At 37.5% G+C, this 13,070-nt stretch carries 17 protein-coding genes; 10 read left to right on the forward strand and 7 right to left on the reverse strand.

Annotated features, from left to right (window positions below; all coding sequences use genetic code 11):
* Window positions 1-60: 60 nt before the first annotated feature.
* Together lepB and SB717_RS16400 are read right to left on the reverse strand one after the other, a co-directional pair.
* On the reverse strand, window positions 61-615 hold the full coding sequence (lepB, locus tag SB717_RS16395) for a signal peptidase I (protein WP_029714619.1): 555 nt from the start codon (window positions 613-615) through the stop codon (window positions 61-63).
* 496 nt (window positions 616-1,111) lie between these two features.
* A complete protein-coding gene (locus SB717_RS16400; protein WP_029714620.1) occupies window positions 1,112-2,179 on the reverse strand; it encodes an undecaprenyldiphospho-muramoylpentapeptide beta-N-acetylglucosaminyltransferase in 1,068 nt (355 codons plus the stop codon).
* 177 nt (window positions 2,180-2,356) lie between these two features.
* On the opposite strand from SB717_RS16400, the gene SB717_RS16405 reads away from it, so the two are divergent.
* Window positions 2,357-2,692 (forward strand): CHY zinc finger protein, encoded by a 336-nt coding sequence (locus SB717_RS16405; protein ID WP_029714621.1) that lies wholly within the window; start codon window positions 2,357-2,359, stop codon window positions 2,690-2,692.
* A gap of 19 nt (window positions 2,693-2,711) precedes the next feature.
* On the opposite strand, the gene SB717_RS16410 is transcribed toward SB717_RS16405, so the two are convergent.
* Entirely contained in the window at window positions 2,712-3,026 is a 315-nt protein-coding gene (locus tag SB717_RS16410; protein WP_013083811.1) for an ArsR/SmtB family transcription factor, read from the reverse strand.
* A 204-nt stretch (window positions 3,027-3,230) separates the two neighbouring features.
* Here SB717_RS16410 and SB717_RS16415 point away from each other — a divergent pair, with 204 nt between their 5' ends.
* From SB717_RS16415 to SB717_RS16430, 4 genes are all read left to right on the forward strand, one after another.
* On the forward strand, window positions 3,231-3,515 hold the full coding sequence (locus tag SB717_RS16415) for a putative quinol monooxygenase (protein ID WP_013057729.1): 285 nt from the start codon (window positions 3,231-3,233) through the stop codon (window positions 3,513-3,515).
* Between the two features lie 29 nt (window positions 3,516-3,544).
* Complete coding sequence (nfsA, locus tag SB717_RS16420) at window positions 3,545-4,282, forward strand: oxygen-insensitive NADPH nitroreductase (protein ID WP_074680224.1); 738 nt, start codon at window positions 3,545-3,547, stop codon at window positions 4,280-4,282.
* Between the two features lie 92 nt (window positions 4,283-4,374).
* Complete coding sequence (locus SB717_RS16425; protein ID WP_074680221.1) at window positions 4,375-4,812, forward strand: hypothetical protein; 438 nt, start codon at window positions 4,375-4,377, stop codon at window positions 4,810-4,812.
* Between the two features lie 115 nt (window positions 4,813-4,927).
* The gene (locus SB717_RS16430) at window positions 4,928-5,608 is read left to right on the forward strand and encodes a DUF4397 domain-containing protein (protein WP_029714625.1); all 681 of its coding nucleotides are present in this window, start codon (window positions 4,928-4,930) and stop codon (window positions 5,606-5,608) included.
* Window positions 5,609-5,643: 35 nt separating this feature from the next.
* Here SB717_RS16430 and SB717_RS16435 read toward each other — a convergent pair whose 3' ends face one another.
* Entirely contained in the window at window positions 5,644-6,177 is a 534-nt protein-coding gene (locus SB717_RS16435) for a GrpB family protein (RefSeq protein ID WP_028412757.1), read from the reverse strand.
* A 570-nt stretch (window positions 6,178-6,747) separates the two neighbouring features.
* On the opposite strand from SB717_RS16435, the gene SB717_RS16440 reads away from it, so the two are divergent.
* Window positions 6,748-8,268 carry an N-acetylmuramoyl-L-alanine amidase family protein gene (locus SB717_RS16440; RefSeq protein WP_410904223.1) on the forward strand — a complete coding sequence of 507 codons (1,521 nt, stop codon included), beginning with the start codon at window positions 6,748-6,750 and terminating at the stop codon, window positions 8,266-8,268.
* Between the two features lie 29 nt (window positions 8,269-8,297).
* On the opposite strand, the gene rpsN is transcribed toward SB717_RS16440, so the two are convergent.
* A complete protein-coding gene (rpsN, locus tag SB717_RS16445) occupies window positions 8,298-8,567 on the reverse strand; it encodes a 30S ribosomal protein S14 (RefSeq protein WP_029714628.1) in 270 nt (89 codons plus the stop codon).
* Window positions 8,568-8,979: 412 nt separating this feature from the next.
* On the opposite strand from rpsN, the gene SB717_RS16450 reads away from it, so the two are divergent.
* The 3 genes from SB717_RS16450 (at window position 8,980) to SB717_RS16460 (ending at window position 10,792) form a co-directional block, all read left to right on the forward strand.
* Window positions 8,980-9,255, forward strand: a complete 276-nt coding sequence (locus tag SB717_RS16450; protein ID WP_013057736.1) for an AbrB/MazE/SpoVT family DNA-binding domain-containing protein — start codon at window positions 8,980-8,982, stop codon at window positions 9,253-9,255.
* A 120-nt stretch (window positions 9,256-9,375) separates the two neighbouring features.
* On the forward strand, window positions 9,376-9,837 hold the full coding sequence (locus tag SB717_RS16455; protein ID WP_410904224.1) for a DinB family protein: 462 nt from the start codon (window positions 9,376-9,378) through the stop codon (window positions 9,835-9,837).
* A 187-nt stretch (window positions 9,838-10,024) separates the two neighbouring features.
* On the forward strand, window positions 10,025-10,792 hold the full coding sequence (locus tag SB717_RS16460) for a class I SAM-dependent methyltransferase (RefSeq protein ID WP_410904226.1): 768 nt from the start codon (window positions 10,025-10,027) through the stop codon (window positions 10,790-10,792).
* A 15-nt stretch (window positions 10,793-10,807) separates the two neighbouring features.
* On the opposite strand, the gene SB717_RS16465 is transcribed toward SB717_RS16460, so the two are convergent.
* Window positions 10,808-11,488 (reverse strand): FHA domain-containing protein, encoded by a 681-nt coding sequence (locus SB717_RS16465; protein ID WP_029714631.1) that lies wholly within the window; start codon window positions 11,486-11,488, stop codon window positions 10,808-10,810.
* A gap of 318 nt (window positions 11,489-11,806) precedes the next feature.
* On the opposite strand from SB717_RS16465, the gene SB717_RS16470 reads away from it, so the two are divergent.
* Window positions 11,807-11,941: a hypothetical protein gene (locus tag SB717_RS16470; RefSeq protein WP_013057740.1), complete on the forward strand. Its 135-nt coding sequence runs from the start codon at window positions 11,807-11,809 to the stop codon at window positions 11,939-11,941.
* 58 nt (window positions 11,942-11,999) lie between these two features.
* Here SB717_RS16470 and cobT read toward each other — a convergent pair whose 3' ends face one another.
* Entirely contained in the window at window positions 12,000-13,037 is a 1,038-nt protein-coding gene (gene cobT / locus SB717_RS16475) for a nicotinate-nucleotide--dimethylbenzimidazole phosphoribosyltransferase (RefSeq protein WP_029714632.1), read from the reverse strand.
* Between the last annotated feature and the right edge of the window lie 33 nt (window positions 13,038-13,070).

Genomic DNA, 13,070 nt, shown 5'->3' on the forward strand with positions numbered 1-13,070 from the left:
CATCTAGAAGCCGAGTAGACATAGGCACAAAAAAAGAAATACCTTTGCGGGCATTTCCTTTTACGTTGTTTTTCTTATTTTCTTGACGGGGTAAAATACAAATTCGCTTTTTCCAACAATTCGTTTTTCATCAATGAGACCTAGACCGTTGCGGCTATCCATACTGTACAGACGGTTATCACCCATTACAAATACTTTGTTTTTAGGTATTTGAACAGATTCAAAATCTCCTGTTAGCTCCATATCCATGTTATTGGCAATTTGACGATTCGTTTTTAAGTAAGGTTCACTTACTTTTTTATCATCAATATAAAGCTGATCTTTTTTCATTTCGATTTTTTCACCTGGCAGACCGATTACTCTTTTTACATAATGCTTATTCTTAGCCTCATCTTTAATAATCACAATATCTCCGCGGCGAATATCATGGAGCGAATACGACAGTTTATTCACAAACAAACGCTCTCCGTTATGCAGCGTTGGGTTCATTGAAGCGCCTTCTACAATATACGGAGAAAATAAAAATGCGCGAATCATAAATACTAGAGCGATAGCGAAGATAATAGTTTTGAATATGCTGCGTAATTGATCGCTTTTTGTTTTTTCCGTAGTCAATATACTTTGTCTCCTTTGTACAGCTCACTTTTCTTATGTAAAAAAGCAAGAAACCTCTTACTTTAACACTTATTCTAACTTAACCATAGAAAGAACTGAAATCAAATGTTTTATGTTATGTAAAAAAAGAACCTCTAACAAATGTTAGAGGCTTACATTACGCAAGTTTCGTCTTTACACCTCTTATTATAACATTAATTATATAAAAAGAGACTACCTTTTATGTAAAAATTATGTTTTTTACACAAACTTAACTAAATCTTCACATTTAGAGGCGTTTCTCCATGTATAAAAAGTTGAGAGATACAATACTCTATAATCTCTCTTCGCCGCACGAGTCCAATAAAAATATTCTGATCATCTACAACCGGCACAAAATTTTGTTCAGACGCGCGTGACAGAATACTTTCCATTTTATCATGAATTATTTTACGGCCTGCTTCCTCCTCCTCTTTCAGAAAAAAGCGTTCTTATCTCCTCGATAAGAACGCTTTTTTTAGCTCATTTTCTCAATTTCATTTACAAGAATTGAAATGGCATCCGTTTTTGTTGCTTCACGCATTGTACGCTTCATCGTACTTGCCTGCTGCTGAAGCTCATTTACTTCACGCAAAAATAGTTCTTTTGTTAACTGCTCTTCTTCTACAACCATACAGTAGCCTTTTTTCTTAAAGGATTGTGCATTTAAAATTTGATCTCCGCGACTCTGTGCTTTTGATAAAGGAATAATCATCATCGGTTTATGAAGAGCTAAAAACTCAAAAATGGCATTTGATCCGCCGCGTGTAATCACATAATCAGTCGCCGCTAGAACATCTGGAAGCTGTTCATTTACATATTCTAACTGACGGTAGCCCGACTCTTTTTCAAGGCTTGTATCAATATTGCCTTTTCCGCACAGGTGTACAATTTGAAATTTCTTTTGCAGTTCAGGCAAAGATTCTCGAACAATTTCATTAATGCGGCGTGCTCCTAAACTTCCGCCCATAATCGTTAAAATTGGGCGCTTATCATAAAAGCGAAGCCAGCTTTCCCCGTTCGCTGCGCTTCCGCTAAATAGCTCTTTTCGAATAGGTGAACCAACAACCTGCACTTTTTCTTTTGGAAAGTAGTTTGCCGCTTCATCAAAAGAAGTAAAAATTTTAGTGGCAAATTTCTGCGCAATTTTATTTGCCAGTCCCGGTGTTAAATCACTTTCATGAATGAACACGGGAATGTTTAAAGATTTAGCAGCCATTACAACAGGAACTGTGACAAAACCGCCTTTTGAAAAAACAAGAGAAGGCTTTAACTTTTTTAGCACGCGACGTGCATCGCCAACCCCTTTTGCTACTCGAAATACATCTTTTACATTTTCCATATCTACGTAGCGACGCAGCTTCCCGCTTGAAATCGCATGATATGGAACGTTTAATTTTGTAATTAATTCTTTCTCAATACCATTGTGAGAACCGACATAATGGATATCCCATTTTTCACTGTCTAATTCTTTCATAATAGCAATGTTTGGTGTTACGTGTCCAGCTGTTCCGCCTCCGGTAAAAACGATAACTTGCTTACTCATTTTTTCTTCCTCTCTTTACTTCACTTAATCGATCTGTTTTGACATCAATTTTTATCTGATCTTTTTAGCATGCAATCTGACATGTAAAACGATGGTTTTATTATAGCATTTTTCTTTTTACATATGTATGATAAGGCGTATAAAAGCATGCTATACTTTTCATAAGGAGTGATGATAATGAACAAATCTGTACCTGCAGTGAAAGGTGACACAGTGGATTCCGAAACGCGCTGTACGCACTATCATACGGATAAAGATATTATCGCAATAAAATTTTATTGCTGTCATACATATTATCCATGCTATCAATGTCATAACGGACATGCCGATCACGACATTAAAAGGTGGCCAAAAGCTATGTTTAATGAAAAAGCTATTCTTTGCGGAGTATGTAAACATGAGCTATCAATTAATGAATACTTAGCCTGTAACTCGACTTGCCCTCACTGTCGTTCTTCTTTTAATCCCGGATGCAGCCTGCACGGACACATTTATTTTGAACAAAAAAGCTGAACAAAACATCGTTCAGCTTTTAAAATAATTGCTCATCTATATTTATAATGGAAGGAAGCAGACCTGGGAACAATTCCTCAAGTTCTTCTAAACGCAAGGAATAATAGTGCTGCGTACCTTCTATACGTAGTTTGATAATTCCAGCTTCGCGAAGTACTTTAATATGATGTGATAGCGTTGATTTTGATACATTTAATTTTTGATAATACGAACAGGTCTGCTCCTTTCTTGTCGCTAAACACTGTACAATTCGCAGCCGATTAGGATCACTCAACGCGTGTAAAATAGGCGTTAATTTAATTTCAGATTTCGGTGGTTGATAAGGTTTTCTCATGCTTAAAATATAACACAGCTTCTTTTGTGTATCAATGTTCGATAACTTTCGAACTAAATTCCTTGCACTGTTATTTAATCGGTGTTATAGTTTCATTGTTCGATGATATTCGAACTTATCTTCATTTGAATTATGCATTGAATGAAAGATCAAACACAAAGTAAATAATATAAAGCACCATCATTATTAAAGGAGGAATCATCCATGATTCATTTACAAGCTTCAATGAAAGTTAACCCAGCAAAAAGAGAAGAATTTTTAGAAAACGTACAAGAACTAATTAAGCATTCTTTACAAGAAGAAGGAAACAGCAACTATCAACTATTTGAAGATGCTTTTACACCTAACACATTTATGATGATTGAAGAGTGGAAAAGCGAAGAAGCAATTCAAGCACACAATAAATCAGCTCACTTCCAAAGTTTTGTAGCATTTGCTCAAACTGGCGTACTTGTAGCACCTTTAGATGTAAAAACATTACAAGGCTAAGAATAACTTCTTTGAAAGGATGACGCATCATGAATGAAGCAATTCGTACAATTCAAGATCATCGTTCTATCCGTCAGTATACAGACGAAGCAGTAAGCGACGAGCATTTAGATACGATTATTCAATCTGCTCAGTCAGCCGCTTCTTCTATTAATGGACAGCAAGTAACTATTATTAGCGTCCAAGATAAAGAAAAGAAGAAAAAGCTTTCAGAGCTTGCCGGCAACCAAGCGTGGATTGACCAAGCTCCTCTATTTTTAATCTTTTGTGCAGATTTTAATCGTGCTAAGATTGCTGCTGATCTTAACGATGCGCCTCTTGGCGTAACCGATGGACTTGAGTCAATTTTAGTGGGGGCAACCGATGCTGGAATTTCTTTAGAAGCCGCAACAGTTGCAGCAGAATCACTCGGTTTAGGTACAGTCCCAATCGGAGGAATTCGCAGAAAGCCGCTTGAAGTCATTGAACTGCTAAATTTACCGGAATACGTATTCCCAGTAAGCGGTCTTGTCGTTGGACATCCGGCAGATCAGTCTGCGAAAAAGCCTCGATTGCCACAGGCCGCTGTGCATCATCACGAAAGCTATAATCACGACTTAAAGCCATTGATTCAAGACTATGATGCTGAAATGGCGGAGTATATGAAAAAGAGAACAAACGGTGCTGATGACCGCAACTGGTCACAAACTGTATCAGCTATTTATAAAACCATTTATTATCCAGAAGTTCGAGCGATGCTTGAAAAACAAGGATTTAAATTCGAATAACCAAAAGCTGCGATGAAAATCGCAGCTTTTTTATCTACTTCAACACCGTGCTGAATAGACTAAAAGTAATACTCAATAAATGAGGTGTTGATATGGAGTTTATTTTAATTTGTAATTTTCTTTTAGGTGCAACTGCAGCGTTTTTATTGGTACCGGCTTTTACGAAAAAGCACACCCTTCACGTGACTTTACTTTCTTTCCTTTTCCTCCTTTCGATTGTCCCGACTTTTCTTCTCGCTAATCCACATATCGGCATTTTACCTTGGGCTATTCGAGACGGTCTTCTATTGTTCTCCGCTTTCCTCTTCTTTTATTTAACCTTCACGTTAAACAGATGGAAAACGCTCTTGTTTTTTCTTCTATTTTTACTGTCGATTGCTCCTCTTGCCTACATCGTATATGATGACTTCACGCATACGTATATAGATGCCAATATTGGGCTTGGCCTAGGCTTTTTATTGACATGGCTCTTAACAGCTCTGTACAATATTTTGGCTATTCTTCGGTTTTTTCGTCAGAAATCTCAGTAAATACGTCAAAAGTTAACAAACAAACGAATAGTTGGTTTTATTTAGTATACGCTAACAACTGCACAGTCCTTCTCTTTACATAAAGCTGTGTATACTAAAAAAGGAGTGATACTTGATGAAACGACTATTCGTAATGGTAGCAGTGATTGCCTTCTTGGCACTTAGCCGCATGTTAGTATTTGCCGCTGAAACACCTCCTGCTGCAGATGAGCGGCCAGCTCAAAATGCAGAAGTTCGTATCGTTCATGCTTCACCGGATGCTCCAGCTGTAGACATTTTTGTAGATGACAAAGCTTTAGTAGAAGGAGCAAAGTTTAAAGATGTCTCCAACTCCTTACCTTTGTCAGCTGGTTCTCATAAAGTAGAAGTATACGAAGCGAAGACAAAAGGAACAAAAGATTCCATCATCGAAGCTACCCTTGTTGTAGACGGCGGAAAATCGTATACAGTAGCCGCTGTAAATAAAGCAGAAAACCTTGAACTACAGGCTTTCACGAATAATAAGCAAGGAATGGATGGAAAAGCAAGCTTACGTGTTGCTCATTTATCTCCTGATGCTCCTGCGGTGAACGTAGGTCCTAAAGGTGCTGATCCTTTATTTAAAGACCTGTCTTTTAAAAGCATTTCAGGTTATCAAGTAGTAAATCCGGGTTCGTATGATCTATCTGTTTCCACAGCAGACGGAAAAGAAATACTAAGTCTTCCTGGAACAAATCTTCAAAGCGGTAAAAACTATACGGTTCTCGCAGTAAATACTGCTGACAAGCTTGAGACCATTGTTTTACAAGATAATTAATTAAAAAAACGTCATTTCAATTGAAATGACGTTTTTTATAGACTGCGCTGAATGAATTCTTCTTTTTTGTACTCATAGGTAGAAATATCGTTCCACAATCGTTTTGAAAGCTCGTATTTCATCCCTTCATATTTTTTTCTAGCACGTTCGCTCGAACGTAACTGCTCTCTGAAATTGATTCGTTCATTCCAGTAAGGTGATTCACTGACCGTTACGTACACATGACTTCTTCTAGCATCATGTGGAATGAGCTTACGGGCATTTTTGGCTGTCATAATTGGAGGGTAGTGTGCAGCTGGAACGCCTTCTTTTAATAAGACGAACATCTCTTTTTCCGCTACATATACGTGAGATTTATTTTTTAATATAGCGCGCACTTCATTTATGTCTTCTTCGCGTTTGACTCCGATTAAAATATCAACGATTGGTGAACCTGCCAATCCTGGAACGGACGTGCTTCCAATATGTTCGATGTCTACTGAAAAATCTTTTAGTGTATTAAGTAACGCTTCTTTTTCCATTTGATACAAAAGCGACCACTTTGTTTCATACTGAACAATCTTTCGCATATCGGTTTCCACCCTTTCACTTTTTTATACTGTACCATGTTTCAAAATAAAAAGAAAGAATTTTCTAACTATTTACTTTTGGTTTATGCTATGAGCTTTATATCGATACAGACAGACTTTATATTATTTTATATATTTTTGTTATTTTTATTCTAAATGTTTCATAATTGTGGATGTTTCCTCCTTCAAAAGATAGATACTCTTTTATTTTCTATCTCTCCTCTATCATATTCACATTCAGCTGCTTTATACTATTTTACATTTTTTCTAGTATAAAACATGTCCTCAAAACATCGGTGAACAAAGGACTAAAGACCTTTAACTGCCCTTAATATCCCTGAATTTCACCTTTGATATAATTATATTTTACATTAATGTAAAATTTTATAAGTAAAGATGGCAGATAGTTCAAATTCATTATACAATTGAATTTCGACATATAGTATGATGGATAATATCGGCATTATGAGATAATAGTAGGTTTCACTCAAAATTTTGGGCTATTTGCCGATATATGCTTTGTATACCAATTAACTTATGTTGAAATTTGTAATTTGCAAGGAGGAAAAAATGAATAAAAAACATGTCATGTACACAGCCGTTTCTTCTGTTCTCTTAAGCTCTTCATTGCTTTTGCATTCAATTGATGCAGATGCAGCTGAATCGGCCAAAGTAACTGCTACATCGTTAAATGTACGTGCAACGCCTAGTACAAGCGGTGCCGTCGTTGGAAAAATAACGAAGGGAAACACCGTTAATATAGTAGATGAAAGCAAGGGATGGGCTAAAATTACGTATAACGGTAAAGAAGCTTGGATTTCATCTCAATACATAAACAAAACGCAAACAACCAGTACGCCCACGGCAAATTCGACATCCAAGTCAGCTGTCGTTAACGCCAGCTCATTAAACGTTCGCTCTTCTGCAAGCACAAGCGCGTCCATCGTGACAAACTTACCGCGCAATTCAAAAGTAACGGTTTTAAAAGAAAGCGGATCTTGGTCTCAGATTAAAACGACATCAGGCCAAACGGGCTGGGTGGCGAGTCAGTATTTACAAGCAGGCTCCGGTTCTTCTGCGCCAGCTAAGGATTCTGGATCTACAACTTCAAAGTCAGCAGTTGTTAACGCCAGCTCATTAAACGTTCGTTCTTCTGCAAGCACAAGCGCATCGGTCGTGATAAACTTACCGCGCAATTCAAAAGTAACGGTTTTAAAAGAAAGCGGATCTTGGTCTCAGATTAAAACAGCATCAGGTCAAACGGGCTGGGTGGCGAGTCAGTATTTAAAAGCTGATTCTGGACAGTCCTCACAACCAGCCCAGTCGATTCAAATTACAAAAGCTTCAAATTTGCGCAGTCAGCCGAACTTAAGTGCGGGAATTATTCGTGTAGCAAAAGCAGGTGAAAGATTCAAAAAAGTAAATGAAACGAATGACTGGGTGCAAATTCAGTACTCAGGGAGTCAAACAGCATGGGTATCAAAAGGGCTAACAGCTGCGGCTGGTTCTATAACTTCAGCTAGTGTGTCTTCCCCATCTGCTGCTTTAAAAGATAAAATTATTGTGGTAGACGCTGGACACGGTGGATATGATCCTGGCACTTCAGGCAACTCATCGATTGAGAAAAATTTAGCGTTAACAACAGCAAAACTTGTGGCAAGCCGCCTAGCCAATTCTGGAGCAAATGTATTTATGACGCGTTCAAACGATACTTTTATTTCACTGAGCGGACGGGTGGACGTTAGTGAAGCAAAGCATGCAGATGCATTTATCAGCATTCACTATAACGCGTCTACGTCATCTTCTGCAAACGGCATCGCATCATTTTATTATAGTGAATCAAAAGATAAAGAATTAGCAAAATACATTCAAGAAAGTATGGCTGAAAATGCGCCTTCTATGAAGGATATGGGGGTTCGTTTTGGAGATTATTATGTTACTCGAGAAAACAACCAGCGTGCTGTACTTCTTGAATTAGGCTTTTTATCAAATGCTCACGATGAGCAAATTGTTTCTTCTAACGCGTATCAGCAGCAAATATCTACAGGTATTTACCAAGGAATTGCTCGATACTTTGCAGCTAATAAATAATAAAAGCCCTCATTATGAGGGCTTTTATACTACCAGCTTGCTTTTTTAACACCTGGAATTTGCCCTTTGTAGGCTAATTCTCTAAAAGCGATGCGTGACATTTCAAATTTTCTAAGGTAGCCTCTCGGACGACCGGTCACGCGGCAGCGATTATTTAAGCGCGTTGGCGAAGAATCTCTAGGCAAATTTTTTAACGCTTCGTAATCTCCTTTTTCCTTCAGCTCTTGACGCAATTGCGCATACTTCGCTACCATCTCTTGACGCTTTTGTTCTTTTACAACTTTTGATTTTTTAGCCAAACTCTTTGTCATCCTTTCGTTTTATTACTTTTTTATTTGAAATACGTAATCATTACGATTTAATTGTTTTGAGCAAGTTACTTCTTAAATTTAATCATATTTTCTTCATTCTTTCAACTTATTTGTTCCCACGCTTACATGTAACCTACCCTAGACTGCTGCATAAACATAAATAAAATTGTATGTCAAATGTAATTAATTCCTTCATCTCCTATATCATACAAAGAGCCCTAAATATTCCATATTGTAGGAGGATTTGTATTTACAGATAATATTTCAATAATATTACAGTTCATTTACATATTAATAACTTCGACAAATTTAGCGGTTATCTAGTATATAATCATCTTAGAAATTCCAAAAATAATATTTTGCGTACTCAATAAAATATAAAAGTAAAGGTGATTAAAAAATGAAATCGACTGGTATTGTAAGAAAAGTAGATGATTTAGGTCGTATCGTAATTCCTAAAGAGTTAAGACGTGTTCTTGAAATAGATGTAAAAGATCCTGTTGAAATTTTTGTCGAAACAGATCGAATTATTTTAAAGAAATATGAGCCGAACGGTGCTTGTGCGATTACTGGCGAAGTATCTTCTGACAACGTAACAATCGCAGATGGTAAATTAACTTTAAGCCGCGAAGGTATGGAGTTATTACTTGAAGAGTTAAAACAACGCAATTTCTAATACTAAGAAAAGCAGCTGCTTACATGCAGCTGTTTTTCTTTTTGTTAAAGTTTTTTCTTCGCTTTCTGATTTTCAAATGCTATACTCAGAAGCGAATACATAATAAAGGAGCCTTTTATCATGACAGTTGAACAAATGACTCATCACTTTTTAGCACATCGAAACGTAACTAATGAATTAATCAACAAAATTGAAGCAGGTCACTACGAATACAAGCCTGCCCCGACATCTATGTCAGCTTTTGACTTATCTACGCATATTTTAACATCCTTTTATGCATTTGCATCAGTGGTAAAATCCGGTGATTTATCTCCACTTGGTCAAAAAGCTGATTTTAGCGGTAAGTCATTATCAGACCTTGCAGCTGAATATACGAAAAAAACAGTAAACGTATTACGCTCACTTAGCGAAGATGATTTAAACAAGACAATTGACGCAACTGCAGCGTTTGGAAGAAAGCTTCCCGGAAGACAACTTTTACAAATGGCTATTGACCATGAAATTCATCATAAAGGAAATTTATACGTCTACGTACGTGAGATGGGTCATACAGATCTTCCTCTATTTGTTCAGTTCGGTTAATGGTTATAAAATAGTTCGGCTTGTAAGCGCCCAAGCTAGAAGTTTGGTGCGCTTTTTCTTTGGAGTTTTCGGCATAATAAGTAAGATATATGGTATAATTCTATCAATAACTTCATATCTACTATTCAAAGCTTGTTTCTTCTTATAAAACGATAGTCATCATCTTTTACAAAGGAGGAATCACTTCATGAGTCAAACTGTTAATCAACAAAAAATTGCTCAAGTGTATCATCTTCCGTTTGTTTCTTCATTTGGAGGAAGTGCTATGAACCTTCTTTCTCCTCAAGCTGGCGAACATATTTTAGATATTGGCTGTGGCACTGGCGAATTTATTTCGCAGCTCAATAAGCTTCATGTCCGTGCAACGGGCATCGATTGCTCTGAAAATATGATTGAACAGGCTCGTCATCAGTACCCAACTCTATCCTTTGAACAATTAAATGCCCTTAACCTTCCTTATTACGAACAATTTGACGCAGTTTTTTCCAATGCAACTTTACACGACATCCGTCCCCCTCACCTTGTCATTAAAAACATTTACAATGCTTTAAAACCAAATGGCCGATTTGTAGCAGAATTTTGGGGAAAAGGAAACATGGACGAAATTTTCACAGAAATCATTCGTCAATTTAAAACGTTTGATATCCCTTATAACGATGTAGATTTCCCGTGGTACTTTCCTTCTGTAGCTGAATATTCTTCGCTTTTGGAATCACAGAAGTTTCAAGTCACCACGGCTATACACTACAACCGTCCCTTCTTGTTAAAAGGGGAAAACGGCTTGCGTAATTGGCTGGAAACAAATGCAGCCCCTCTTTTTGCTCACGTGACGACAGAAACTAAAAATGTCCTCATTACGCGCTTAGAAAATCGAATGCAAGACAAACTATTTCAAAACGGATCTTGGCTAGCAGAAACTAAACATATACGTGTACATGCTGTAAAACGAGATTAAAAAATGGACGTGATTCTATTCACGTCCATTTTCGTTAAAGTGCAGCCAATATCCTTTTCCTCGAATCACTTCGATTTCTAAATACGTTCCTATTTTTTTGCGAACCCGGTAAATCAGTGCATTCAGCTCTTCTGCTGCTACTAGAATTTCTCCATTTGACTCTACTCGTTCAGGCCAAACGCTTTTTTTTAATGCTTCTTTTGAAACAAATTGATTGTTGTATTCTAGAAGATAGGCTAAGCACGCGTATTCTTTATCTGAAAGAATATACGTTTCCTCTTTTACTTTTACTTTCTGCAAAATTGGATCTAATGTGTAAAATGGCTTATTTATCTGTTTGAGCAAAGGGCCTAAATCGAGGGTGGCATCCATATCATCATTTCTAAATACTAAAGCTGCCTCCTCATTTGCTAAGGTAATGACATCCTGCTCGTTCAATAAACGAGAGGTTCCAGGCTGTAACGCTTCTCCGTTTACTTTTGTCCCGTGTTTACTAAACAAGTCTGTAATGAAAAATGCATTGCTTTCGTACGTTACTTCAAAATGCTTGCGTGAAATGTAAGCACTTTGAAAGGCCAGATAAGGCTCCCATTCTTCGCTGCTTCGTCCGATAATACAAGCTTTATCTTTTGGGATAGGCACGGAAGCTCCTTCATAAAAAGGAGCACCGTTTCGAATAATCAACATACCGTTCATTGTTTGCTCACACTCTTTTTTAAAATTTTCTGACTCTTATCATGTAATTATAACACTCACATTTATTGAGATTTCTTCCAACTTTGGATAACATCATAGTATAGTCAGTTATATAATAAAGGTTGTTGCCATGTAAGTAAACCTTTAGAGCAGTCCTTTTCTAACTGAAAAAATACGTATTCTTTGCCCTGCCGTAACGGGGATACAATTTTTTTGTAAAATAATTTGATTTTTAGTAACTTTGACATATGTTCTCTCTTTTTAAAGCGGAGTAAAATAGGAAAATACGTGAAATATTTACATAATGGAGGAAGACCAATGGGACGTTTGCCAAAAGATAGAGAAATTCAAGCGATTAAACGACGCGTTGCACTGGTATTGTTAATTATTGGATCATTTATTTTAACAGGTGCTAGCTTTAGCATATATTGGTTTATGATGTTAAAAATATAAGATTTTTTTATAAAATAAAGAAAAAAGACATGGTTTTGTTCCCATGTCTTTTTTAGGTTTATTCTTTCTCAGACACTCCGGCAGATTGAAACGTGGCCATATTGGCAATCATCAGTGAAGCTGATTGCAGCAGCGGAAATGTAACAGCAGCTCCACTTCCTTCACCTAACCGAAGATTGAGGTTCAGGAGCGGTTTCTTGCCAAGAAGCTTCATTGCACACGCATGACCTTGTTCAACGGATTCGTGACTAGCAAACATATAGTCTCTTGCTTGTGTATTGATTTCTGTCGCTAGAAGGGCTGCAACTGTACAAATAAAACCATCTACTAAAATAGGAATACGGTGAGCAGCTGCCGCCAGCATAGCACCTGTCATCCCGGCAATTTCAAGACCCCCTATTTTACTAATAATATCAATCGGATCCTGAGGGTTGATGTGCCTGTTTTTCAGCGCTTCTTCAATCACGTTCACTTTGTGGCGCAGTTGTTCGTCAGAAATTCCTGTGCCCATTCCTGCAAGCTTAGAGACTTTTTCTCCTGTTAATACAGCTAAAATAGCCGTGCTTGACGTAGTGTTTCCGATGCCCATTTCTCCTACAATCAAACATTTAATCCCTTTTGCAATAAGCTCTTCAGCTTCTTCATATCCGACTTGAACAGCCTGTTCTGCCTCACTTCGCGTCATCGCGTCTTCTTTATAAAAACTTGCTGTGCCCAGCTTCACTTTGCGTTGTACAAGGTCCTTATGGGAAAGGTCAGAAGCAATGCCGATGTCAATCAGTTTGAACTGGGCATCTATTTGCCCACTAAACACGTTAATAGCTGCTCCTCCCTGCAAAAAATTCAGCGCCATTTGTGCCGTTACGTCTTGCGGATAAGCTGAAACTCCTTCTTTTACAACTCCATGATCGCCTGCAAAAACGAGGACTCCTGGCGGCGTGACTGTCGGAAAAACTTCCCCGGTCATGGCCGCTAATTCAACTGCTATTTCTTCGAGTCTTCCAAGGCTTCCTATCGGTTTGGTTAATGTATCAATATAGCGTGCCGCTTTTTCGCCAGCGCTTGTTTGAAGCGGTGGAATATAAACGTTTATCATATGTACAGCTCCTTTATTTCAGCAAATGTCTAC

This window comes from Priestia sp. SIMBA_032 (assembly GCF_046535215.1).
GTDB classification, from domain to species: Bacteria; Bacillota; Bacilli; order Bacillales; family Bacillaceae_H; genus Priestia; species Priestia aryabhattai.